23 protein-coding genes are annotated in these 24,385 nt (G+C 62.2%); 7 read left to right on the top strand and 16 right to left on the bottom strand.

Annotated elements, in window-relative coordinates; all coding sequences use genetic code 11:
* The first annotated feature begins 244 nt into the window (after positions 1-244).
* On the top strand, positions 245-562 hold the full coding sequence (locus tag ACO77H_RS04605; protein WP_432755063.1) for a DUF3509 domain-containing protein: 318 nt from the start codon (positions 245-247) through the stop codon (positions 560-562).
* Position 563: 1 nt separating this feature from the next.
* Here the strand turns inward: ACO77H_RS04605 and ACO77H_RS04600 are convergent, their stop codons facing one another.
* Positions 564-1,013, bottom strand: a complete 450-nt coding sequence (locus ACO77H_RS04600; RefSeq protein WP_169954913.1) for a phosphate-starvation-inducible protein PsiE — start codon at positions 1,011-1,013, stop codon at positions 564-566.
* Between the two features lie 333 nt (positions 1,014-1,346).
* Here ACO77H_RS04600 and ACO77H_RS04595 point away from each other — a divergent pair, with 333 nt between their 5' ends.
* Positions 1,347-1,607, top strand: coding sequence for a YebG family protein (locus ACO77H_RS04595; RefSeq protein WP_003188807.1), 261 nt, complete (start codon positions 1,347-1,349; stop codon positions 1,605-1,607).
* 53 nt (positions 1,608-1,660) lie between these two features.
* Here the strand turns inward: ACO77H_RS04595 and ACO77H_RS04590 are convergent, their stop codons facing one another.
* Positions 1,661-2,680: a Leu/Phe/Val dehydrogenase gene (locus ACO77H_RS04590; RefSeq protein WP_170058559.1), complete on the bottom strand. Its 1,020-nt coding sequence runs from the start codon at positions 2,678-2,680 to the stop codon at positions 1,661-1,663.
* A 185-nt stretch (positions 2,681-2,865) separates the two neighbouring features.
* On the opposite strand from ACO77H_RS04590, the gene ACO77H_RS04585 reads away from it, so the two are divergent.
* Positions 2,866-3,669, top strand: coding sequence for a SirB1 family protein (locus ACO77H_RS04585; protein WP_169954911.1), 804 nt, complete (start codon positions 2,866-2,868; stop codon positions 3,667-3,669).
* 81 nt (positions 3,670-3,750) lie between these two features.
* On the opposite strand, the gene ACO77H_RS04580 is transcribed toward ACO77H_RS04585, so the two are convergent.
* The 4 genes from ACO77H_RS04580 to hmgA form a co-directional block, all read right to left on the bottom strand.
* Positions 3,751-5,106, bottom strand: coding sequence for an MFS transporter (locus ACO77H_RS04580; protein WP_432755062.1), 1,356 nt, complete (start codon positions 5,104-5,106; stop codon positions 3,751-3,753).
* Positions 5,107-5,216: 110 nt separating this feature from the next.
* Positions 5,217-5,852: a maleylacetoacetate isomerase gene (maiA, locus tag ACO77H_RS04575; protein WP_432755061.1), complete on the bottom strand. Its 636-nt coding sequence runs from the start codon at positions 5,850-5,852 to the stop codon at positions 5,217-5,219.
* Between the two features lie 12 nt (positions 5,853-5,864).
* Positions 5,865-7,163, bottom strand: coding sequence for a fumarylacetoacetase (gene fahA / locus ACO77H_RS04570; RefSeq protein ID WP_432755060.1), 1,299 nt, complete (start codon positions 7,161-7,163; stop codon positions 5,865-5,867).
* A 3-nt stretch (positions 7,164-7,166) separates the two neighbouring features.
* Entirely contained in the window at positions 7,167-8,450 is a 1,284-nt protein-coding gene (gene hmgA, locus ACO77H_RS04565; RefSeq protein WP_169954907.1) for a homogentisate 1,2-dioxygenase, read from the bottom strand.
* 119 nt (positions 8,451-8,569) lie between these two features.
* Here hmgA and ACO77H_RS04560 point away from each other — a divergent pair, with 119 nt between their 5' ends.
* Positions 8,570-9,358 (top strand): IclR family transcriptional regulator, encoded by a 789-nt coding sequence (locus ACO77H_RS04560; protein ID WP_170043015.1) that lies wholly within the window; start codon positions 8,570-8,572, stop codon positions 9,356-9,358.
* 702 nt (positions 9,359-10,060) lie between these two features.
* Here the strand turns inward: ACO77H_RS04560 and ACO77H_RS04555 are convergent.
* The 8 genes from ACO77H_RS04555 to ACO77H_RS04520 form a co-directional block, all read right to left on the bottom strand.
* On the bottom strand, positions 10,061-12,601 hold the full coding sequence (locus ACO77H_RS04555; protein ID WP_432755059.1) for a LuxR C-terminal-related transcriptional regulator: 2,541 nt from the start codon (positions 12,599-12,601) through the stop codon (positions 10,061-10,063).
* Positions 12,602-12,871: 270 nt separating this feature from the next.
* Positions 12,872-14,239 (bottom strand): DUF1329 domain-containing protein, encoded by a 1,368-nt coding sequence (locus ACO77H_RS04550; RefSeq protein WP_169954904.1) that lies wholly within the window; start codon positions 14,237-14,239, stop codon positions 12,872-12,874.
* Positions 14,240-14,269: 30 nt separating this feature from the next.
* Positions 14,270-16,060, bottom strand: coding sequence for a DUF1302 domain-containing protein (locus tag ACO77H_RS04545; protein ID WP_169954903.1), 1,791 nt, complete (start codon positions 16,058-16,060; stop codon positions 14,270-14,272).
* Between the two features lie 482 nt (positions 16,061-16,542).
* On the bottom strand, positions 16,543-17,454 hold the full coding sequence (locus ACO77H_RS04540; RefSeq protein ID WP_169954902.1) for an SDR family oxidoreductase: 912 nt from the start codon (positions 17,452-17,454) through the stop codon (positions 16,543-16,545).
* A gap of 181 nt (positions 17,455-17,635) precedes the next feature.
* A complete protein-coding gene (locus tag ACO77H_RS04535) occupies positions 17,636-18,580 on the bottom strand; it encodes an alpha/beta fold hydrolase (RefSeq protein WP_172313448.1) in 945 nt (314 codons plus the stop codon).
* Complete coding sequence (locus ACO77H_RS04530; RefSeq protein WP_170058564.1) at positions 18,580-19,362, bottom strand: class II aldolase/adducin family protein; 783 nt, start codon at positions 19,360-19,362, stop codon at positions 18,580-18,582. Before ACO77H_RS04530 ends, ACO77H_RS04535 begins: the two co-directional genes overlap by 1 nt.
* Positions 19,363-19,519: 157 nt before the next feature.
* A complete protein-coding gene (locus ACO77H_RS04525) occupies positions 19,520-20,206 on the bottom strand; it encodes an LrgB family protein (RefSeq protein ID WP_169954899.1) in 687 nt (228 codons plus the stop codon).
* Positions 20,196-20,588 carry a CidA/LrgA family protein gene (locus ACO77H_RS04520; RefSeq protein WP_169954898.1) on the bottom strand — a complete coding sequence of 131 codons (393 nt, stop codon included), beginning with the start codon at positions 20,586-20,588 and terminating at the stop codon, positions 20,196-20,198. Before ACO77H_RS04520 ends, ACO77H_RS04525 begins: the two co-directional genes overlap by 11 nt.
* 92 nt (positions 20,589-20,680) lie before the next feature.
* On the opposite strand from ACO77H_RS04520, the gene ACO77H_RS04515 reads away from it, so the two are divergent.
* Positions 20,681-21,577 (top strand): LysR family transcriptional regulator, encoded by an 897-nt coding sequence (locus ACO77H_RS04515; RefSeq protein WP_170058565.1) that lies wholly within the window; start codon positions 20,681-20,683, stop codon positions 21,575-21,577.
* Here the strand turns inward: ACO77H_RS04515 and ACO77H_RS04510 are convergent.
* Positions 21,558-22,013, bottom strand: coding sequence for a flavodoxin (locus ACO77H_RS04510; protein WP_169954896.1), 456 nt, complete (start codon positions 22,011-22,013; stop codon positions 21,558-21,560). The two genes, ACO77H_RS04515 and ACO77H_RS04510, sit on opposite strands and share 20 nt — an antisense overlap.
* Before the next feature lie 103 nt (positions 22,014-22,116).
* Here ACO77H_RS04510 and ACO77H_RS04505 point away from each other — a divergent pair, with 103 nt between their 5' ends.
* Entirely contained in the window at positions 22,117-22,584 is a 468-nt protein-coding gene (locus ACO77H_RS04505; protein WP_169954895.1) for a PAS domain-containing protein, read from the top strand.
* A gap of 58 nt (positions 22,585-22,642) precedes the next feature.
* Positions 22,643-23,248, top strand: a complete 606-nt coding sequence (locus ACO77H_RS04500; RefSeq protein WP_432755058.1) for a hypothetical protein — start codon at positions 22,643-22,645, stop codon at positions 23,246-23,248.
* Between the two features lie 2 nt (positions 23,249-23,250).
* Here the strand turns inward: ACO77H_RS04500 and ACO77H_RS04495 are convergent, their stop codons facing one another.
* On the bottom strand, positions 23,251-24,210 hold the full coding sequence (locus ACO77H_RS04495) for a MerR family transcriptional regulator (RefSeq protein WP_432755057.1): 960 nt from the start codon (positions 24,208-24,210) through the stop codon (positions 23,251-23,253).
* Positions 24,211-24,385 lie beyond the last annotated feature (175 nt).

Genomic DNA, 24,385 nt, shown 5'->3' with positions numbered 1-24,385 from the left:
GTGGGAGTGGGCTTGCCCGCGATAGCGCTGCATCAGTCACGCAATGGTTGGCTGATCCACCGCAATCACAGGCAAGCCCGCTCCCACAGGGACAACTCGTTGTCAGAAAGATAGCTGTACGGCACGGCCCTTGCTGTACACCCCATGAAGGAAAACGGAGCTTGCGACCGGTGGTCAGGCAACACGAACCAATCGCCATACCGGTCGTCAATCAGTGCATGTTCTTATCAGGCGGTAACGCACCATGGACAATCCTTTTCAGCTGATCACCGACACGTTCACCCCCCAATACCGGGTCAACCTGAGCATCCAGCGCCTGGACGGCAGCATCATGCTGACCCTCTCCGACGACAGCGGCGTAGTTGCCAAACGCATGATCAGCGCCGAACAGCGCAACGACCCACAACGGCTCAAACGCCTGGTGCAAAGCGTGCAATTTGGCATTGCCATTGAACAGGGGCACAGCGCCATGGAGATTTTGGCAGTGATGACCGACAGCGACAGTCACAAGCTGTTGCAGCGCCCGCCGAGCCCCCGGCCGCCAATCACGGCCGGGCTCTGACTCAGGAGTCGGACTTTTCCTTGACTGATGGGTAACGCGACGAGGCAAAACGCACCACCAGGATGGCGAACGCCAACAACAGAATCCCGCCACACAAGTAAATGATGCCCAAGTCCGGGGCGTTGTGGTGGGACACGTCGCCGATCAGCAGGCGGGTCAATGCGGTGATCGCCACGTACAGCAGGAAGCGGATCGGCATGTGGTTGGTCTTGAAATAGATCCCCACCATGGCGCCCAGCTCCAGGTAGATAAACAGCAGCAGGATGTCATCAACGCTGATGCCGCCTTTTTGCAACATGTCGATAAAGGTCATTATTGCCGCATAAGCGGTGATTGCACCGATACCAAAAAGCGCGAGGTAGTGAAACGCCTCCACCGCCAGATTGCCCAGGGAATCTGCATTCGCGTGCAGGCTTTTGCGCACTTTGTCGGCCCACTTCATTTCTGTCATTGCTCACCACCACTGTTTAAAAAATAGCCAACTATTTGCCACTGCCTAAGCCATGCTTCGACTCGCGGGGGATAATGCCCGTTTGGCATGACGATTTCTCTGCATGCAGAAAGAAGGCCAGAGATTGCAGAATGAGATGATGGTGGAATGACATGAGACACTTACTCTTGCCTTTTGGGGTTTGCGACTGCGGCACTGACATCTGACAAACCCCATTTCCCAACTACATTAAAAAGCTGCTACCCAAACCCCCTGGATTGGCTTATCCTTTTAGCTGTATATAAATACAGTAGTCGCAATAGACAACTATCGTGAAGGCATGTGAGGTGGTGAATGGCCGTCGAAGTGGTATACCGCAGCAGCCGAGATCTGGAGCGTTTGTTCATGGATAAAGCCGAAGCTGACCGTCATGACAAGATGCTTGAACTCGCTGAGTTGCTGGCAGAAGTGTTGCAAAAAGCCGTGCCGTCCCTGAGCGAGCAGCAGGTGGAGGAAGCCGGGATCTACATGGCGAAGAATCGCGATGTGTTTGCCAAGGCGTTCAAGAGCCAGCCGGATGCGTTGTCCGAGTTGCTGAACCCGGCGGCGGAATAAAGCCCGAATTGAACAGGCCCTGGATCGTTGATTCAGGGCCTTTTTAATAAGGGCTAGGCGTACAGCAGGCGCTCGGCCAGTTCATCGGCCACTCGGGCGGGTGAGCGTTTTTCGGCTTGAGCGTGGCCGAAAATTTCGGTCAGGCGTGTGCCGATGTTGGACAGGTGCGCGGTGATGGTCGCCAGGTCCGCGCCACTGTGCTTGAGGGCGACGTAGATCAGGCCGCCGGAGTTGATCACATAGTCCGGTGCGTAGAGGATGCCGCGCGCTTCCAATTGGTCGGCCACTTGCAGGTGGGTCAGCTGTGCGCTGGCGGAACCGGCCACGGCGGCGCAGCGCAGTTGGGCGACGCTCTGGCGGTTGAGGACGGCGCCCAGGCCGCACGGCGCGAGAATGTCGCATGGGGTACTGAGTAAGGCGTCGTTGGCAATCGGGTGGGCGCCCAGTTGCTCCATGGCCAGTTGCACTTTGCCAGGGTCAATATCGCTCACCAGCAATTCGGCGCCAGCGGCGTGCAGTTGTTCGGCCAGGGCGTAGCCGACGTTGCCCAGGCCCTGGATTGCCACACGCAGGCCTTCCAGGTTGTCGCTGCCCAGGCGGGCCATGGCGGCGGTGCGGATGCCGGCGAATACGCCCATGGCCGCATGGGGAGACGGATCGCCGGCGGCGGTGGTGCTGGTGACAAAGCGCGTGTGCTGGGCGATGCAGTCCATGTCTGCCACGGAGGTGCCGCTGTCGATGGCGGTGATGTAGCGGCCATCGAGTTGCTCGATGCACCGGCCGAAGGCTTCGAACAACGCGGCGCGGCTTTCCACATGGGCCGGGCGGATGATTACAGCGTTACCGCCGCCCACCGGCAAGCCGGCCAGCGCGGCTTTGTAGCTCATGCCTCGGGCCAGGCGCGCGGCGTCGGCCACGGCGCTTTCGTCGTCGGGGTAGGCCAGGTAGCGACAGCCGCCCAGGGCCGGCCCCAGGCGACTGCTGTGAATGGCAATGACCGCCTTCAACCCGCTCACCGGGTCAACGCTCAGGTGCAGGGATTCAAGGCGGGTGCTGTGCATGAGAGCAAACATCGTCAAGCTCCCGAATCACTTCTTGTAGTCGCCAAGTATAGGCCGCCGGTAAAAGATTGCCGGAGCACGCGGGAATAAGCCGACCGCAATTTCAGGCTTTGTGACATAAACAAGTAGGCTGGTTCTCAAGAAGCTGGACGAAAGTTCTCGGCAAGGCTAAAACGAGACATCCGACGGAGAATGCAATGAATCCCCGCCAAGCCTTTTTCGACTGCCTGCACCGCTCGCCTGCGGCGCTGTTTGAAGCCGCCTTATGGATCGCTGCCGAGCACGACCCCGCCGTGGAGCCACGGGCGATCCTGGCTGACTTCGCGGTGCTGCAACAGCAGGTAAGCCTCGGCATGCCGCTGCTGCCGGCCGATGAGCTGGGCCAACCGTTGCTGCGGATACTGAACGACCTGGGGTTCGCCCAGGATGACTTCACCCCCTTGCGCCCCGCCGCCGCGCTGTTGGACAAGGTGTTGCAGCGCCGCCGCGGACAGCCTCTGGCCCTGGGTCTGATTGCCCTGGAGTTGGCGCGGCGCCTGGAGATCCCGATGGTCGGGGTCAACTTCCCCGGGCACTTCCTGCTACGGGTAAGCGGTGCCGATCATTTGCTCGACCCCTGTGGCGGGCGGCGGCTGTACCCCAACGACTGCCGCGAATTGCTGCAACGCCAGTACGGCCCCAATCTCAAGCTGCAAGCCGAGCACCTGCGCAGCGCCGAGCCACGGCTGATCCTGCAACGGCTGTCGCGCAACCTGCGGCAACTGCACCTGGCCAATGACAATCACCTCGCGGCGCTGATCGACGCCGAGCGCGTGCTGGAACTGGGCGATGCCAGCGCCGCCGACTATCTGGCGCGGGCCAGTCTGTACAAGCACCTGGATTGCCCGAATGCCGAGCGCTTCGATCTTGAGCACGCGCTGTTGCTCAGTGAAGACCCGGTGCAGCGGCTGCGTCTGACGGAACGGCTGGGGCATTTGCCGCCTGGGGCGGTGGTGCATTAAAGGGGGCGACCGGTGAACCGCGTCGCCCTCATCGCCGCCTCGCCGGGGTTCGACAGCTCCTACAAATAAGGGGGTTGCCCTTCAGGATTCAAGCGGGTGCTGGAGGATCTCAACCGGCGCCTTGGGCTCGGGGGAGCGCACCTGAATGATCAGCAGCGCGGCGATCACCGCTGGAAACGCGCAGAAGAAGAAAATCTGCTGCACCGGTACATGCATCGCCAGCAACATGCTGCCAAACAGCGGCCCGAGGATCGAACCAAACCGCCCGACACCCAGCGCCCAGCCCGTGCCCGTCGCACGTACATGGGCCGGGTAAAAGTTGCTGGCAAACGCATTGAGGGTCAACTGGCCACCGATGATGCAAAAGCCCGCCGCAAACACAAACGCCACCAGGTAACGCGGGTTGTCGTGATTGAGCCCCAGCAGAATCGTGCACACCGCCGCGGCCGCCAACACACCGGAGAGCAGGCGGACCTTGCTTTTCAGGCGATCAGCGAACCACGCCATGCCAATCGCGCCCAACGTGCCGGCGAACAGGAACATCGAGGTCACCAGGTTGGCTTTGTTCAAGGCCATGCCACTTTCCAGCAGCAGTGACGGCAACCAACTGATCATGAAATACAGCAGGATCAGGCTGACGAAAAAGGTCGACCAGATCAGCAGCGTTGGCCGGGCATAGCCATTGCGAAACAACTCCACCACCGTCAGTTTGCTGCCCTGCTCCTGGCGATTCTGTTCTTCGCTGGCCGCCGGCGCCTGCCAACCAGGCAGCATGCGCGCCGTGACTTTCTGCAGGCGCGCATAGGGCGGCGCATCGCGCAACAAACGTGGCAAGGATTCAGGCAGCAGCCATACCAGGAAGGGAAACAGCAGCAACGGCGTCACACCACCGGCGAGGAACACCGCCTGCCAGCCGAAACTGTCGATAAAACCCGCCGCGACAAAACCACCCGCCGCGCCACCGAACGAGAAACCACAGGCCGCCAGCGTCACCATCAACGTGCGCATACGCGGTGGCGAATATTCCGACATCAAGGCCATGGCACTGGGCATCGCGCCACCCATGCCAATGCCGCAAATAAAGCGTGCGGCCATCAGCGTGTTCAGGGAATTGGCGAATACCATCAGCACCGTGAGGCTGGCGTAGATCAGTACGCAGGCGAGCAGGATGCGGCGCACGCCGAAGCGGTCCGCCAGGGGCGTCACGGCCAGGGAACCTAAGGTCAGCCCCAGCAGGTTGGCACTGAACACCGGGCCGAAGGCGGCTTTTTCCAGGCCCCAGTCCTGGGCCAGGGCCGGGACGACGTAGCCCAACACTTGGGCATCGTAACCATCGGTGACCAGCAACAATGCCAACAACAGGAGAATCAACCACTGGTAGCGCGACACCGGACGGGCGTCGAGTGCCGCGCGAAAGCTGGCAATCTGATTGTGCATCGCAAGGTACCTGTTTTTTTTATTGGATATCCGCCTGTAGGAGCTGGCTTGCCGGCGATGGCGGTGTATCAGGTGAAGCGCCATCGACGGCAAGCCGGCTCCTGCAGGGGTTAGGGGGTGTCAGGTTGGTTGGAGGGATGGGCCTGGATAAATGCAGGATGTTTGGCAGCCAAGGCTGCGACGCGCAGGATTCGTGGGTAGCCATCCAGTGCCACCTTGAAGCGCTCTGCCGCGTACAACTGCGGGATCAGAAACGCATCCGCCAGCCCTGGCTGGTCGCCAAGGCAGTAACCCTGCTCGCCGATCAATTGCTCCACGGCGCCCAGGCCCTGGCTGATCCAGTGCCCGATCCACTCCAGCAATTGCGCCTCGTCATGCCCCCACTGGCGCAACAGGTTCTGGGTGCTGGAGTTGTGCAACGGGTGAATGTCACAGCCGATGATCGAGGCCACCGCGCGCTCATGGGCGCGGGCTGCCAGGTCCTTGGCGAGCAGCGGCACCTGTGGATAACGTTCATCCAGGTACTCGATGATCGCCGGCGACTGGATCAACAGTTCGCCCTCGTCGGTACGCAAGGCCGGGACACGGCCCTGGGGGTTGATCGCCAGGTATTCGGGCTGGCGGTTGGCGCCGCCCTTGGGCACCAGCAGGTTGACCGGCAGCGCGGTGAAGTCCAGGCCCTTGAGCGCCAGAGCGATGCGCACCCGGTAGGACGATGTGGAACGGTAGTAGGTATAGAGTTCCATCCCCTCGCCCCCTTAGCGCGCGGCGACCACGGTGCCACGGCATTCACCGAAACCGATGGAGGCAAATCCATCACGCGTGCAGCGGGCGCGCAGGATGATTTCGTCGCCGTCTTCAAGGAACTTGCGCACTTCGCCGGAGGCCAGCTCGATCGGCTTTTTGCCGCCTTCGGTGATTTCCAGCAGGCTGCCGAACTGCCCCGCTTCCGGGCCCGACAAGGTGCCCGAACCAAACAGGTCGCCGGCCTGCAACTGGCAGCCGTTGACGCTGTGGTGCGCGACCATTTGCGCCACGGTCCAGTACATGTGTTGGGTGTTGCTCAGGGTCAGGCGATGGGCCGCCAGGTTCTGCTCGCGCATCGCGGCGGTGGTCAGCAGCACTTCCAGTTCGATATCAAAGCCGCCAGCGGCCTGATCACGGGTGTCTAGCAGGTACGGCAGCGGTTGTGGATCGCCAGCCGGGCGTGCGGGCTGGGCCTTGCGGAACGGCTCCAGGGCTTCAGCCGTGACCACCCAGGGCGAGACGCTGGTGATAAAGCTTTTCGACAGGAACGGCCCCAGCGGCTGGTACTCCCAGGCCTGGATATCGCGGGCCGACCAGTCGTTGAGCAGGCAGAAGCCAGCGATGTGCTCGGCGGCATCGCCAATGGCAATCGAGTCGCCCATGGCATTGCCCTGGCCGATCCAGATGCCCAGCTCCAGTTCGTAGTCCAGGCGTGCGCACGGGCCGAAGGTCGGTTCGGTCTGGCCGGCTGGCAGGGTCTGGCCCTTGGGCCGGCGCACCTCGGTGCCGGACGGGCGGATCGTCGACGCGCGGCCGTGGTAACCAATTGGCACGTACTTGTAGTTGGGCAACAAGGGGTTGTCCGGGCGGAACAGTTTGCCGACGTTCTGCGCGTGCTCGATGCCGACGTAGAAGTCGGTGTAATCGTTGATTTTCGCTGGCAGGTGCATCTGGCAATCAGCCGCCAATGGCAACACTTGGGCACCCAGGGCTTGCAGCTTGGCTTGCTGGCTGCTGCCCTCGGCGAGCAGTTCCAGCAGGCGTTCGCGCAGTGCCACCCGTGGGCCACGGCCCAGTTCGAAGAAGGCGTTCAGTTGGCCGTCCGCCATGGCATCGATGGCGCGGCGCGCTTCACCGTCAAACAGGTCACGGGCCGCTTGCAGATCAAGAATATGCTCGCCAATCGCCACGCCACTGCGCGGTGCCGAACCGTTGAGGCTGAAGATGCCCAGGGGCAGGTTCTGCAAGGGGAAATCCGGGTGACCGTTGGCCGAGGCCACCCAACTACGGGTGAGAGTGGACTGAGTCATGGTTTATCTCCGATTCGGGTTGAAGGTTGCCGGCAGCGTGGCCCAGCAAGCGTCGTAAGTGTTTTGCAGTTGCGGGCAGTCCAGGGCGAAGCGGGTCGGGCGCAGCACCTGGCTGGTCTCGAACATGAAGGCCATGGTGTTATCGATTTTGTGCGGCGCCAGGTCCACGGCGATGGCCTTGGTGCAGGTCTCGCCATCCGGGCCGTGGGCGCTCATGCAACTGTGCAGCGACGCGCCGCCGGGCAGGAAACCTTCTGCCTTGGCGTCGTAGGCGCCCTGGATCAGGCCCATGTATTCGTTCATCAGGTTGCGGTGGAACCACGGTGGCCGGAAGGTGTTTTCGGCCACCATCCAGCGCGGCGGGAAGATCACGAAGTCGAGATTGGCCAGGCCGTGGACGCTGGTAGGCGAGGTCAACACGGTAAAGATCGACGGATCCGGGTGATCGAAACTTACTGTGCCGATAGTGTTGAAGCGGCGCAGGTCATATTTGTACGGCACGTTATTGCCGTGCCAGGCCACCACGTTCAGCGGCGAGTGATCGAGGGTGCAGCCCCACAGCTCGCCGAGGAACTTCTGCACCAGCGGCGTGGGCCGTGAAAGGTCTTCGTAGTGGGCGACCGGGGTCAGGAAGTCCCGGGGGTTGGCCAGGCCATTGCTGCCAATCGGCCCCAGGTCCGGCAGGCGCAGCGGCGCGCCGTGGTTTTCGGCGACGTAGCCGCGAGCCTGGGCATCCAGCAGTTCGATGCGAAATTTCAGGCCCCGTGGCAGCACGACGATTTCCAGCGGCTCGACCTCCAGCACCCCAAGTTCAGTAGCGATGCGCAGGCGGCCTTGCTCGGGAACGATCAACAGTTCGCCGTCGGCGTTGAAGAACACCCGCTCCATGGAGCAGTTGGCACGGTAGTGATAGATGCTGATGCCGGAGGGTTTCTCGGCGCCGGCGTTGGCCACCATGCCGACCAGGCCGTCGATAAAGTCGGTGGGTTCTGCAGGTACATCCAACGGGTTCCAGCGCAGGCGGTTGGGCGTCACCTCGCCCAGCGGGCCACCGGCCAGTTGTCGTTCCAGCTTAATGAATGCCGGGTGATTGGCCGACGGTTGGATGCGATACATCCAGGTACGCCGGGCTTCGCTGCGCACCATGGTGAAGGCGGTGCCGGAGAACAGTTCGGTGTACAGCCCGTAGGGCGCTTTTTGCGGGGAGTTCTGGCCGACCGGCAGTGCACCTGGCAAGGCTTCGCTGGCGAATTCATTGCCAAAGCCCGATTGGTAATCGAGGGTCATGGATCGTCCTCAGTAAGGAAGTTGTTTTTATCGTAATCCAGTTACGCATAACGTAATTTGCTCCGTATCGACCGTCAAGCTATAAAGACCGCCATTCGTCTTTCGGACACACGCTCTCCATGGAAAAGCCCCCCGCCCCCCGCGACACCGGTAAACAGAAAGTCCGCTCGGCCGAAGTCGGCACCGACATCCTCAAGGCCCTGGCCGAACTGTCGCCGGCCACGTCCCTGTCGCGCCTGGCCGAACATGTGCAGATGCCCGCGAGCAAGGTCCACCGCTATTTGCAGGCGTTGATTGCCTCGGGGTTTGCCGAACAGAACACGGCCACCAACCATTACGGCCTGGGCCGCGAAGCCTTGCGCGTGGGGTTGGCGGCGCTGGGTAGCATGGACGTGCTGAAAGTCGCCACCCTGCCCCTGGCGCAGCTGCGCGACGAGTTGAATGAAACCTGCTTTCTCGCGGTGTGGGGCAACCACGGCGCAACGGTGGTGCATATCGAGCCGGCGGTACGCGCGGTCACGGTGGTGACGCAACTGGGGTCGGTGCTGCCGCTGCTCAGCTCATCCACGGGCCTGGTGTTCAGCGCCTTTTTGCCAGAGCGCGAAACCGTCGACCTGCGCACGCAGGAGATCCAGGCCGGCACCGCCCATGCGCTGGCGGACGACCAGGCGTATGGGCAGGCCTGTGCGCAGATTCGCCAGCGGGGCCTGCACTTTGTGCATGGCTTGCTGATGCCCGGGGTCGATGCGCTGTCGGCGCCGGTCTTTAATGCCATGGGCCAGGTGGTGGCGGTGATGACGGTGGTGGGGCCGACATCGTTGTTCCATGCCGATGAAGATGGACCGGCGGCCCGGCAGTTGCTGGCGGCGAGCCAGGCTGTGAGTTGGCGGATGGGTTATCAACCCTGATCCACCCATACTGAATGCGCACAGGCCAATGTGGGAGCTGGCTTGCCTGCGATGGCGGTGGGTCAGTTGATACATTCTGCGACTGATACACCGTCATCGCAGGCAAGCCAGCTCCCACAGTTGGTGTGTGGTGTGTGCAAAGTCCTGTGCCCAGCCGAGATCCCCTGTGGGAGCGGGCTTGCCCGCGATGGCGGTGGGTCAGTTGAAACATTCTGCGACTGATACACCGTCATCGCAGGCAAGCCAGCTCCCACAGTTGGTGTGTGGTGTGTGCAAAGTCCTGTGCCCAGCCGAGATCCCCTGTGGGAGCGGGCTTGCCCGCGATGGCGGTGGGTCAGGTGATACATTCTGCGACTGATACACCGTCATCGCAGGCAAGCCAGCTCCCACAGTTGATGTGTGGTGTGTGCAAAGTCCTGTGCCCAGCCAAGATCCCCTGTGGGAGCGGGCTTGCCCGCGATGGCGGTGGGTCAGGTGATACATTCTGCGACTGATACACCGTCATCGCAGGCAAGCCAGCTCCCACAGTTGGTGTGTGGTGTGTGCAAAGTCCTGTGCCCAGCCGAGATCCCCTGTGGGAGCGGGCTTGCCCGCGATGGCGGTGGGTCATGTGAGGATATGTTGACTGGCCTACCGCTATCGCAGCGATGCGGCGACCCGACAAGCCAGCTCCCACCTGTTGATCGGCATTGCTGGGAGTAATCAGGCCATCAGGCCCAGGGTCTTGGCCTTGGCCACGGCCTGGGTGCGCCGCTCCACCCCCAACTTGCTGTGAATCCGCCGCGCGTGGGTCTTCACCGTGTGCAGCGAGATAAACAACAAGTCGGCAATTTCCAGGTTGGAGTTACCCAGCGCGATCAGTTGCAGCACCTCCAGTTCCCGTTGGCTCAACGGGTTTTCCCCTGGCGCCGCCACTGCATCCTGAGGTTCAAGCCCCAGTTCACTGAGCAACCCCGGCTGGCGCAGACGCAGTTCGCGCACCGCCTGTTGCACCTGGCAGCGCGCCGCCAGGGCCAGCCCGGTTTGCAGCGAACGCACCGCGTTCGCGCGCTCGCCCAGTTGCCAGGCCACCTCGCCCAACACCAGGTGCAACTCCACTTCCAGGCACTGCATGCCACGCTCGCGGGCCGTATCGAGCAAGGCCGTGAGCCGCTGGATGGGTTGCTCGGCCCGGCGCAGCTTGACCTGGGCCAGCACCAGCAAGTATTCCAGCCGGGGGATCAGCTCCAGGGTCGCCGGCGGTGCCTGTTTCGCCTGCGGGCCATGATAGTGGCGCAGCACCCGGCTGACGGCCTCCAGGGTCAGTTCGGCGCGCCCCTGCTGCAACCAGAAGTGCCCACTGAGCAACAGCAACACCGCCCGGTACACCGTGTCGGGCACCTGCCGGCGCTGCATCAGGCGCTCGGCGTCGCGCAACTGGATAAACGCCTGGGCGTAGTCGCCACGGTTGGCCGCCAGCATCGCCAACCCAAGGAAGCCGTACAGCACGCGCTTATCCTGGCTATGCAGGCACATGCCCAGGCCGGCTTCGAGGCAGTCGGTGGCCAGCGCGTCATGCCCCTGGCGCAGTGCCAGGTGCCCACGGCGCAAGGCAATCCGGCCCATCAGCGGCCCGGCCTTGAGGCGCTGCTGCACCAGCATGGCCTGCACGCCTTCCAACAGGCTCTGGGCCCGGTACGGTGCGCCCCGCTGTTCCAGCAGTTGCGCGTGATCAAGCTCCAGCACCGCTTCCAGCAGCAACGAACCATGGGCCCGCGCCAGGCACAGCGCCTCGCGATTGAGTGCCTGGGCCACGTCCAGTTCGCCGCGCAACAGCGCTTGCTGGGTCAGCCCGGACAGGCACATCAGGCGCGACGTCCAGGCGCTGTCCGGCAAGTCATTCAATGCCTCCAGAAAATGCCCACGCGCAGGCACCGCTTCCCCCCCAAGGTGCAATAACCAACCCCACTGCGCCTGCCAGCGCGCCAGCAGATGGCGTTGCAGCGCGGCGGTGGGTTGCGGGGTGAAGCGCGCCAGTTGATCGATGCATTGCGCGGCCTGGTCGAAACGCCCGGCAAACAGCAAGGCCGCCGTGACCAGCCCCACCAGTTGCGCCGAGCCGAGCATCAACTCGTCGCCATGTTGCTCATGCAGGCGCAACAACAGCACGGCGTTTTGCTGGCGGAACAAGTCTTCAAAGCTGAAGTGCTCCAACAGGCTGACCGCCACTTCGTACTCTTCAGCCAGCAGCGCCTGCTCAAACGCCGCCTGCCAGTCCTGGGCTGCGGTAAACCATTGGCAGGCGCGCCGGTGCCAGGAACGCCGGGCCGGCCAGGGTTCGTCGCGCAGTAACTGGGCCAGGGGCGCGAAAACCTGCAGCCACTCCGGCGAATCTTCCCAGGGCTCGATAAACGCGCCGAGGGCCTGGAGCTCGCGCAGGTAGTCGGCGCCATCGCCAAACCCGAACAGGTGTTCGCACAGCCCCGGGTTGAAACGCGGCAGGTGCGCCAACACGCGCCAGGCCTCCTCCAACTCTTCGGGCAAGGTGCTGAACAGTTCGTGTTGCAGGTAATCGAGCAAGGTCTGGGAGCGCCCATGCCAGGCACCGCTGTCGGGATGGCTGTCGCCTTCGAGCAGGGCGATACGCACGCCGGCGCACCAGCCGGCGCTGAACTGTAGGACTTTATCGGCAGCCTGCCCGCCCGCGGCGTGATGCTCGAGCAGTTGCTGGACCTCGCGCTGATCGAACGCCAACTCGGTGCCGCCGCACTCCCACAACTCATCATCGAGCAACAGCCGTGGCCAATTGCAGGCCGGCCGGCGCCGCGCGCCCAGCCACCAGACCAAGGCCGGGCTGCTGGCCGCCAGCACCCGATCGAGCAAGGCATCCAATGCGGGCGCCGCCACCCGGCAATAGTCATCGAGAAACAGCCAGGCCGGCGCTTGCCAGCGGCTCAGGTCGAGCAACAAGCTGGCTTGATCGACAAACACCAGGCCCAGGCTTTGGGCCAGGCGCTGACAGAAATCCAGCGGGTCCAGGGCCGCACCGTTGAGGGGCAGCCAATACACTTGGCAACTCGCCGGGGCCTGCAGGGCGCATTCGGCCAACAAGGCACTCTTGCCACTACCGGCCGGCGCGCACAGCAACCGGACCCGCGCCTCGGCCCCCAGCAACGGCTCGGCCAGGCGTGGGCGCAGCAAATGGTGGGAAGACAGACGTGGCATGAATCCAGGGCGATCCAGGCGACGGGTCATGGCGGTCATTACAACGTCCCTTTTTTATTGTTATGCGGCGTGCGGTCTACCGTAGTCCTGTCAATGGGCGTTGTTGAAGAAGTATTCAGCGGGCTGATTGCCGGGCATAAAAAAGCCGGGCTTCATTTGAGCCCGGCACAGGGTTGGCAGGTTAAAACCCGAGCCTATGTGGGAGCTGGCTTGCCTGCGATGGCGGTGGGTCAGGTTGATGGGTTTTGCCTGGTCCACCGCCATCGCAGGCAAGCCAGCTCCCACAGTGATTGGCTTTACAACCTCAGGTCAGCGTACTCCCGAGGCGCGCAGGGCCGATGGGGTGTAGTCCGCCGCCTTGGCGTTGAAGCCGAATACAAAGCTGCTCTTCTCTTCGTTCTTCATGCCCAGGGCGATGTAGCGGCCGGCGATGATGTCGTACAGGGTCTCGACGGTGTAGGCCGGGGTCTGGTGGTTGTAGTAGAACTGCGCATGACCTTCGGCAACGCGCCACAGTTGGCCGCGGCCGTCATAGTGATCCACCAGCGCCACTTGCCAGCTGTCTTCGTCGATGTACATGTGGCGCTTGGCGTAGATGTGCCGCTCGCTTGGTTTCACCGTGCCCACCACTTCCCAGACCCGGTGCAGCTCGTAGCGGGTCAGGTCCTGGTTGATGTGGCCGGCCTTGATGATGTCGTCATATTTAAGGGACGGCGAATCGAGCTTGTAGGCGTTGTAGGGAATGTACATTTCCTTCTTGCCCACCAGTTTCCAGTCGTAGCGGTCTGGCGCGCCGGAGAACATGTCGAAGTTATCCGAGGTGCGCAGGCCGTCGGACGCAGTGCCCGGCCCGTCGTAGGCCACTTGCGGTGCACGGCGCACGCGGCGTTGGCCGGCGTTGTAGATCCATGCCAGGCGCGGTTCTTTCACCTGGTCGAGGGTTTCGTGTACCAGCAGCACGTTACCCGCCAGGCGGGCGGGCGCGGTGACCGACTGCTTGAAGAAGGTCAGCACGTTGGCGCCCTTGGCCGGGTCCATGTCCGGGATCAGTTGTGGCACTGCCACTTCTTCTTCAAAGCGGATCGGCGTGTAGCTGCCGTTGGTCTGCGGTGTGGCCTGGGTGATGATGCGTCGCAGGTTGCCGCCGTGATAGCGAGTGATGTGGTTCCACAACACCTCGACGCCATTTTTCGGGATCGGGAAGGCGTAGTAGCGGTTGCCGGTGAAATTCTCCAGGCCGTTGCCGTCGTTGATCGACTTGACGTTGAGCGCGCTGCGCTTGATCGACTCGTAGATATCGTCGGGCAGGTTGACCGTGCGGTGGGTGGTGTAGACCGGGATTTTGTAGGTCTCTGGGTAGCGCTTGAACATCGCCACCTGGCCGTCCGACAGTTTGTCCTTGTACTTGTCGACCGTGGCCGCGGTGATCACGAACAGCGGTTTTTCATTGGCAAACGGGTCGGCCAAAAAGCCCTTGCTGTCCACCGCGCCGGCGTTTTTCGGGATGCCACCGGTCCAGGCCGGGATCGAGCCATCGGCGTTACCGGCTTTCTCGGCGCCCACTGGGGTCAAGGTCGTACCGAGCTTGGCTGCTTCTTGCGGTGACACGGCGGCCATCACGTTGGCGGCCACCAGGCTGAGGGCCAGTACACCGCACTGCAAAATCATCTTACGCATGGTTGTTGTCCTTGTTCTTTTTTAGCCGAATCAGAAGTTCACGCCAAAGCTGAGGGCGAGGAAGTCACGGTCGGTCAGGGTGTTGTAGTCACCGCCAAAAAAGTCGGTGTAGCTCAGGCTCGCGGTGTAGGTGTTGCGGTAGTCCGCATCGACCCCGACGCTGAGCGCCTTGGCCCCTTCGTTGAACAGGCCATTGGGGCCGTAACCCTTGACGTCATGGGACCAGGACAGGTTGGGCTTGAAGTTGATCCCGGCGATCACGTTGTTGTAGTCCAGGATCGCCCGGGCGCGATAACCCCAGGAAGTCGCCGTGACGAAGCCGTCGGTATCACCGCCAAAACCGTATTGGCCGTAGACCGAATCACGGCCGTAGCGCAGCTTGGTTTTGTTCTCCAGCCCGCCCACCCGCACGATGGCCGCCTCGCCCACTACGGTCAGGCGTTCAGCGCCCAGCACCTGGTCGAAAAACTGGGTCATGGTGGTTTGGAACTGGGTGATTTCCTTGCGCCGGTAGCCGGTGTTGTCAGCGCCGAATGAGCTCTTGATCGGCGACACGGTGTTACCGGCAATCGGGTTGACCAGGGCCAGGGTCAGGTCGGTGGTGTTGAGTTGCACCGGGGCGTTGGGGCGGTAGCTGATTTCCCCGGTCCAGGCGGTGCCGGTGGGCAGGGTCGTGGAAAAGCTGGCGCCGTACAGGCGGATGTCTTCCGGGTAATCCAGGTAGTACTGGCCGCGTCCGAGCATCACGCTCTGCGCCAGGCCGGCGCCGCTGCCGGGGGCAATGCCGTTGGCGGTATTGATGATATTGCCGATGGTCGCAAGGTTAGTGTTGGCCGTGAGGGTGCCCACGGTCGGCGTGCGGCTGTGGTAGTTCATGAAGTACAGGCCGTACTCGGTGTCATCGCCGAGCCAGCGCAAGGCCATGCCGAACTGCCCGGAATCCCGTGCATCACGGTCGGCAGCGCGGCGCACGATCACCCCTTCGTTGGTCACGCCAAAGCCTTGGCCGAACGCAGCGGCCACAGGTTGCAGCGGGCGAATCGCCGGGCTGCCGACCGTGTAGTTATTGGTGCAGCCATCGGCCGCCACGTCGCCACCAAAGAAGGTGCCGCAGTTATCCAGTACGGTCTGGTCCCATTCCAACTGGTAGAAGCCTTCCACGGTCAGTTGGTTGGTCAGGCCCTGGGAGGCGAACAGCATGTTCACCGGGATCAGGCCTTCCTTGATCTCGGCGCCAGGCCGGCGGAAGGCCGAGACGTCGACGGGGTTGATGCTGTTGATGGAGTTGCCGATGAAGGTACTTTCGCCCCAACTGACCACCTGCTTGCCGGCACGCACGGTGCCCGGCAGGTCGCCCAGGGAATAGTTGTGATAGACGAAGGCATCGAGGATCTGTGCACCGCTGGATTTGGAGCCTTCCTTGCGGTTGTGGTCGCTGATCGGCTTGAACTCGCGGTCTTCGTCCTTGAGTTCGAAGTCGTACCAGTACTTGCCCCGTACAAACACCCCGGTATCGCCGTACTTGAGCTCCAGGTCGTGCAGGCCCTTGAAGATTTTCGAGTAGGTTTCGCCCTTCTTGAAGTTCAGCCGCCCGTCATCCCCGGTGGAAGCCTGGCCACTGCCGCCGTTGACCGTGCCCACCAGCTTGCGGTCGGCATCGCGCATGCCCCAGCTGGCACCCACCGACAGCGACGAATCGAACTGCCCCTCGATCTCGCCGATATTGAATGAAACAGCCTGCGCCTGAACGCAGCAACCCAAAGCAACCGCAGCGGCCAGCGCCTGTGGCCTGAAGATGGCGCGCATTGTTGTTTTTGTCATGCGTCTTCCCCGGTGGTGTGACAGAAGGCCCCACCCTACTGCCCGCCATCAGGAGCGATAAGCGCACCAAGGAGGTATTCGTTGTGTCGCTCCAAAGGATTAACGCAGGCTCTAGCGTGGGTATTGGCGGGGCTATCGACGCAGTGGATGGAGCGCCATCAAGAGAATGGATACCCCGCCCGTCAGGCGCGCCACTGTTGTTGTTTTGGTAACAGTCCTTGTCCTGAATCAGTGTTTTTCATTCTGTTACAACGGACTATTCTTACCGGGCTTTCAAGGCGAACCGCCTGCTTCACGAAAGCCAATTTTTGACGGATTGAAGCGTATTTTCAGTCTGTTACCGGTGTTCACTGACGTTGATTTGTAGCTCCTTGATCCAACGTCTTACTTCGGCCGCTGCTTATGCAGCGGCCTTTTTTATGCCTGAAACAAAGCGGGGCGCCATAAGCGCCCCGCAGGATTTACTGTTTTTCAGGTAACGATCACAGGCTGTATTTCTGCAGGTTGTCCATCATCTCTTTCAAGGCTTCAATGTTGTCCTTGGGATGGGCCGCCCCTTCAAAGTCGCAGATCTGCTGCCAGTGCGCCGCCACATCCTCTGGCGAGAAGCCCGCCTCGGGGTCAAACCCGACGCCCAGGCTGCGTTCCCAGCGGGTCTTGCCGATCCAGCCGCCGCCCACTTCAAACAGCCCAGAAGTTTCCTGGCACGCCTCGCTGCCCAGGTACACCACCAGCGGGCTGACCAGTTCAGGCTTGAGCCTTTCGAACACCTGCGGCGGGATCAGGCCTTCGGTCATGCGCGTGCCGCCGGTAGGTGCGATGGCATTGACCAGGATGTTGTGCTTGCGCCCCTCCAGCGCCAGGGTGCGGGTCAGGCCATACAGGCCGAGCTTGGCCATGCCGTAGTTGGACTGGCCGAAGTTGCCGTAGATGCCCGACGTGGAGGCGGTGAAAATCACCCGGCCGTAGCCTTGCTCGCGCAGATGCGGCCAGGCGGCGCGGGTGACTTTGTAGGCACCTTCGACATGCACGCGGTACACCAGGTCCCAGTCGCTGTCCTCCATTTTGTGGAAGGTTTTGTCACGCAGGATCCCGGCGTTGTTCACCACCACGTCGATGCGGCCAAACACCTCGAGGGCGTGTTGCACGATCTTTTCGCCGTCGGTCACCGAATCGTGGTTGGCCTCGGCAATCCCGCCGGCCTCACGGATCTCGGCCACCACACGGTCGGCCGCCGAAGCGTTGGCGCCTTCGCCCTGAGTCGAGCCGCCAAGGTCGTTGACCAGCACCTTGGCCCCGTGCCTGGCGAACAGCAGCGCATGGGCACGCCCCAAGCCACCCCCGGCACCGGTGACGATCACGACTTTATCTTGGAACTGCACAGACTCACTCATAGGGAACTCCAGCGAAGACAGTGGACGATGGGTTGAGTGTCAGGCACGGGGCTTGTGGTCACAATAAATACGGGCGGGGGTGAATGGTGCGCAATAAGGCACGGGGATGATCGGCTCGTATAGGAGCTGGCTTGTGTGGGAGCTGGCTTGCCTGCGATTGCATCACCGCAATACAACTGATTTACCGAGGTGTACCCATCGCAGGCAAGCCAGCTCCCACACAAGCCAGTTCCCATAGCGAGTCTTTGCTGGCCTCGATACCCTCGCGAAACGCCAGGTAATGCTTGAGCACCTGCACCGGCGCTTCAATCTGCGGGTAGTGGCCGATGTTGGCCAGTAACACCGTGTCGGCATCCGGTATCAGCTCGCGGTAGCGCGCGACCATATGCGCGCCGGAGATCGGGTCGACTTCGCCATCGATCACCCGCAACGGCACTTCGCCGCGCTGCATCGCCGCCACCCAGCGCTCGCGTTGACGGCGGCGCTGGGGGATGTAGGCGATGAGTTTGTGCAGGATCCGTGGGCCATCGTTGTTTTCGATCAGGCTCCAGAAGTCATCCAGGGCACTTTCGCTGGGGCGGGTGTCGGGGCCGAAGATCTGCTTGAAGCTGTCGGCCAGGGCATTGCGCCCGAATGCGCGGCCGATCATCCAACCCAACGGGCTGAGCAACAGTTTTTGCACCAGCGCCGCGCGGTGGGTCTCGGGGAACAGCCCACCATTGAGAAACACACAACTGGCCAGCTGGAACCGCCCCTCATAGTGCCGGGCGAGCAGTTCCTGGGCCACGCTGTCGCCGTAGTCATGGGCCATGACATGCACCGGCTGTTGAATCCGCAGATGGGCCAGCAGCGCCTGTTGCAGGTCGGCCTGTTCCAGCAGGCAATAGGTGTGGTCCAGGGGCTTGGCCGAGTCGCCAAAGCCGAGCATGTCGCAGGCAATCACCAGGTTGCGCTGGGCCAGCGGCTGCCAGAGGTAATGCCAGTCCCAACTGGCGCTGGGGAAACCGTGGATCAGCAGCAAGGGCTCGCCCTGCCCGGCCACCCAGTAACGGATGGTCTGCCCGCGAAAGACAAAACTCTGCCCGCGCTTGCGCCAGGCGCTCAGGGGGATCTCGGCCAGTGGCATCAGAGTCGGTATCCAGGGTCTTGTTGATCAAGCTTGCGCAGCAGCGCCGGCCAGGCCAGCGCGCCGCCCATGCCTTGGGCGCTCTTGGTCACACCGGCAATCATCGCCTTGGCCCCCGCCAGAATCTGCGGCTCGATGGCGATCAATTCGGCCCCGCCGTTTTGCGCCAGCACCTGGATATCGCAGGCGCGCTGGAAGGTGAACATCATCAGGAAGGTATCGGCAATGGTCGCGCCGCAGGTCAGCAGGCCATGGTTGTGCAGCATCAAAAAATTGCTCGGCCCCAGGTCGGCTTGCAAGCGGGCCTTTTCCTCGTGGTTCAGCGCCACCCCTTCGTAGGCGTGATAGGCCAGGCTCGAGAGCACGAACAGCGATTGCTGGCTGATGGGCAGCACGCCCTGCTTCTGCGCCGATACGGCCACGCCCGCCGCCGTGTGGGTGTGCAGCACGCAGACCACGTCGTGGCGTACTTCGTGTACCGCGCTGTGGATGGTATAGCCGGCCGGGTTGATCTCGTAGGGGCTGTCCATCAGCTTGTTGCCGGCCTGGTCGACCTTGACCAGGCTGGAGGCGGTGATTTCGTGGAACATCAGCCCGAACGGGTTGATCAGGAAGTCTTCGGTGCCCGGCACCTTGGCCGAGATATGGGTGAAAATCAGATCATCCCAGCCATGCATGGCCACCAGGCGATAGCAGGCGGCCAGGTCGATCCGTGCCTGCCATTCGGCGGCGCTGACCTGGTCTTTTACACTCTGTGTCGATGGAACGGGGGCTAGGCTCACGGCAAGGACCTCGACGCTGACGCTGTGGTGTTCTTATTATTTTTGGGCTGAAGGGCCAGTCTAGTCAGACCACAGGCCTGCCGTAGTTGCGTTGGCAGCCAGCTTGATGACCGAGCGAGTCAACCGTGAGGATAGTTCGGATTCGTACAATGTGGTGTCAGAGAAGCGACGCCAGTAAAGGTGCGGCAAACAGGTTGAGCAAGCCCGTCAGGACCATCACCAGCCCGGCCACCGAGCCTTCTTCGCCGCCCACTTCGTGGGCACGGCTGACGCCCGCTCCGTGGGCGCCCACCCCAAACAACGCGCCCCGCGCCAAGGCACTGCGCAGCGGCAGCCACTTGAGCAGGACCCCGCCGAGCATGGCGCCGAACACACCGGTGAACATCACAAACACCGCCGTTAGCTCCGGTACGCCGCCCAGATCGTGGGCCAGGGGCATGGCAAAGGGGGTGGTGATCGAGCGTGGCACCAACGACATCGTCACCGCGCTGTCCAGGGCCAGCGCCTTGGCCAAGCCAAAGGAGGTGCCAATGGACGCGGCGCTGCCGGCCAGCATCCCCAGGAGCAACGCCGACCAGTGCCGCATCAACAATTGGCGCTGCTGCCAGATCGGGATGGCGAATGCCACCGTGACCGGGCCCAGTACCAGCATCAGCCAATGGGTGTCGGTGGCGTACTCGGCATAGGCGGTGTTCAGCGGTACGGCCACCGCCAGTAGCAGCGCGGGCACCAAAATCAGCGGTGACAGCAGGTAGCGCCCGGTGCGCCGGTAGATCCAGCGGCTGAAACCATAGGCCAGCAGGGTCAGGGCCAGCCAGAACAGCGGCATCAGTTCAAGCTTCATGGCGCAGCTTCCAGCGGCAGACCAGTTCGACGGTAAACGCCGTGACCAGCATCACCATCAGGGTACTGAGGGCGATCACCAGCATGATCCGCCAGCCGTCATGGCGCAGCAGGCCACCGTAATCGAGCAGGCTCATCAGCGCCGGGATAAAAAACAACAGCATTTCTGCCATCAGCATGCCAGCGCCCAATTGCAGGGCCGCCGGCTTGATCAGGCCGCTGGCGAACACCAGCAACAGCAGGCCCAGGCCAATCACTCCGCCGGGGATCGGCCAGGCCAGCCATACGGCCAGTTGGCAGCCCAGCAGGTAGATCGCCAGCAATACCAGCAGCTCAACCAGCAGCCGGCCCAGGTGTTTGAAGGTGAAACGTTTAGTCGACATGGGTTCCTCGCAGGCCCTCATTTTAAAGAGCCCTCTGGCATCCCCAAAGCGAATTGTTAGACTGCAAGCCATTCCAAACTGGAATTGGTGCAATGGAATTCAAACAGCTGCGCAGTTTTATCGAAGTGGTGCACCGTGGCGGTTTTACCCAGGCCGGGAAAACCCTGCATATCAGCCAGTCCGCCGTGAGCAAGCAAGTGGCGCAACTGGAACAGAGCCTCGGTACCCCCCTGCTCGACCGCATCGGTTCGCACGTGCGCCTGACCGCCGCCGGGCAGGTGGTGCTGCAACGGGCCGAAGCCATGTTGCGCTTGCAGACCGAGCTGGTGAGTGAGCTGGACGACCTGAATCAAATGACCCGTGGCGAGTTGCGCATGGGCCTGCCGCAACTGGGGGGCGATATGCTGTTTGCCGGGCTGTTTGCCGAATATCGCCGGCGCTACCCCAATGTCAGCATCCAATTACTTGAAGGCGGCAGCCGCAATATTGAGCAGGCCATTCTCGCGGGTGAGTTGGACGTCGGCGGCAGCCTGTTGCCCACCGATCCGGCGTTTGCCTGGCAAGCCTTCTGCGATGAGCCGCTGGATGCGCTGCTGCCCGTGGACCACCCGTTGGCACAGCGGGCCCAGATTGGCCTGGAGGAATTGGCCGACACGCCGTTCTTGATGTACCAGCGCAGCTTTGTGCTCAATGACCGGCTGCTCCAGGCCTGCCAGCAACTGGGCTTCACGCCACGGGAAAGTGGGCGCAGCGGCCAGGCGGATTTTCTCGTCGCCCTGGTGGCCGCAGGCCAGGGCGTAGTGCTGCTGCCCAGTGTGGTCGCGCGCGGCCTGGAGCGCCCCGGTGTGGTGCGCCTGACACTCAGGGCGCCCGATTTCCTACGCTGGGACATCGCCTTTATCTGGCGCAAAGGCGCCTATCTGTCGAAAGCCGCCCAGGCCTGGCTCGCGCTTTTGCGCGAGTACCCGATCAGCCGCGCAGTGCCGTGACCAGCTCCGCCAGCCAAGGCTCGGCATCCGCTTCCGGGGTGACGCTTTCGCTGGCATCCAGGCGCAGCATCGGCAGCACTTCACGCACGCCCAACTCGCCAAACAGCTCGCGCATCTGCTCGCCGCCGCCACAGAAGGTGTCGCCGTAGCTGGCGTCGCCCAGGCCGATCACCGCACCTGGCAAACCGCGCCAGGCGGCGGGCAGTTGGTCGCGGATCGTCGAATACAGCGGCATCAGGTTGTCCGGCAGTTCGCCCATGCCGGTGGTGGAAGTGACGGCCAGAAAGGCGTCCGGGGCGAAGGCCTGCACGTCGGCCAGGGTCGCCCGCGGGTTATGCCAGGCCTGGAAACCGGCTGCGTTGAGGATACCCATGGCGTGGCGGGCAACTTCTTCTGCCGTGCCATAGACCGAGCCGGAAAGGATGGCGACTTTCATCAATCTGATCCTGTAGTTGAGTGAAAACCTGGGATATTAACAGCTGGCAGCCGGCTCGGTTGCCCTACACTAAGAAATCCACAAACACGCTATGGATCGTTCAATGATCAACGCTAAGCTGATGCAGATGGTGGTCAATGCTTCCAACGACGGGATTGTCGTGGCGGAACGGGAAGGCAAGGACAAGCCGCTGATTTACGTGAACCCGGCCTTCGAACGCATGACCGGCTATAACCTGGACGACATCCTTTATCAGGATTGCCGCTTCCTGCAGTCAGGCGACCGTGACCAGCCAGCGCTGATGGCCATTCGCGAAGCCCTGGACAGTGGCGGAGCCTGCCGGGAAATCCTGCGCAATTACCGCAAGGACGGCACGCACTTCTGGAATGAGCTGTCATTATCGACGGTTTATAACCAGGCGGATGGGCAGACTTACTTCGTCGGCGTGCAGAAAGACGTCACGGTTCAGGTCAAGGCCCAGCAGCGTGTTGCCCAGCTGGAAGCCCAGGTGGCGCAGCTTACAGCCGAGTTGGCCGCGCTCCGGGCGACGAGCGGATCTAACAAACTTTAGAAAATACGGTCTTTAGGGTGATAATCCGTTTAATCACGCATTTCCTTGAGCCACATCAATGCAACGCGACGCGCTTTTGACGCAGGACGAACTGGACTTCATCCAGAACATGCACCACAACCCACAACTGAATGTGCGGGATGTGTCGTCGAGCCTGACGGTCAATGGCGGCGCGCAGATCCGCGATCTGCTCACACGCCTCGCGGCCCATGAGCAGGTGACGATCCAGGCGCAGTTCGATAACCAGCAAATGACCTTTCCTCTGCAACTGGTGGAAGACGAGTTCCATGCGCTGCACTTGCGCCTTGGGGTGCCGAGCATTTTCGAAGACGGGCCGATGATCCGGCCGTGGCGCCTGGTGCTCGAAGAGCCGGTGGCCCTGGAGAATGTCAGGGGCCAGCCTGGTTCACTGTGGGTGCATGAAGTGTCGTTCAAGGGCCTGCTGGTGCAGTCCCGGGGCCGTAGCAAACCACCCAGGACGTTCTCGATGTGGTTCAGCCCCTCTGGCTACGAGCGAATTGCGGTGCGTGGCACCCTGGAACGCGAGACCGCGCGCGGGCTGTTTGCCTACCGCTTGAACCAGGGCGATCTGGATGAAACCGAGCGCCTGCGCCAGTTCATCCTGCAACAGCATCGCCTGGCCCACCCTGAAGTGCATGCCTGATCTCAGGTATCCAGGGTTCCACTGATAAACTGCTGCAAGCGCCGCTGCATCAACCTTCCTTCACTGCCCAGGCAACCGATAACGCTACCGGCCAGTTGCTGCTGGGCCATGTCCGAGGCATCACCGGCCAGCAGCAGCGGACAGTCCAGGGTCAAGGCCAGGCGCCCCAGGCGCTTGGGTAGTTCGTGGGTTGGCGCGCGATTGGAGAACAGCACCAGGGCCTGCGGGCGGATCTTCTCGCAGATCAGCGTCAACTCATCCAGGGGCTGGCCGACGCTCAGCACATGCACCACCCGTTCATCACCACCGAGCATGAGCCCGGCCACCAGCAGTTCCAGTTCGCGGCACTCACCGGCAATCGCCGCCAGCAATACCTGCGGCGTGCGGCCAGCGCGGGCCAGTTGCAGGCGCTGGGAGATCCGCGCACGCAGGAAGCTGTCGAAAAACAGCCATTCGCTGGCTTGGCCGAAACGTCCCTGATGGCGCAATAACTGGTGCCAAAGGGGCATCAGGATGTCCTGGAACACCACCGCAGCGGGGTACGCAGCAAAGACCTGGCCGTACAGGCGCTCCAGCTGCAGCTCATCAAACGCACCGATGGCAGTTTGCATCTGCTGCTGCCACTGGGCCCATTCATGATGGTCGCTGCCTTCCTGCAGGTGGTGCAGTGATGACGATTGCCCATCGTCCCGAGCGAGAATCTTGCCGACTTTGCTGACCGCCACACCACGCTCGATCCAATCCAGAATGCGATGAACGGTCTCGATGTCCTTCTGCGTGTACAGGCGATGCCCACTTTCGGTGCGCACCGGCTGGATCAACCCATAACGGCGCTCCCACGCGCGCAGGGTGACCGGATTGATACCTGTCAATCTTGAGACTTCACGAATCGGGAACAACTCATCGCCAGTGCGTAGGGCACCTTGCTCAAGACCGGGGGATGGAGCTGTGATTACAGACATCAAAGGACCGAAGATTGGCACGTAGTTGGATCCCATTTAACGCTTTTATACCTGTCTTTTTCAAGGGATCTGCCCAGCCGTCCAATGCCGCTGGCGTATTTCGTCAAATCAGGAATAATCCTTGCCTGTTTTTTTGCGTCGCCACCCTACCCTGCGGCTTCGCCTGGGACGCCAC

It is taken from the genome of Pseudomonas sp. WMBT8 (assembly GCF_050916005.1).
In the GTDB taxonomy this organism is placed as follows: domain Bacteria; phylum Pseudomonadota; class Gammaproteobacteria; order Pseudomonadales; family Pseudomonadaceae; genus Aquipseudomonas.
The sequence above is the reverse complement of the archived record's forward strand: the minus strand, read 5'-3'. Positions and strand labels throughout refer to the sequence as shown.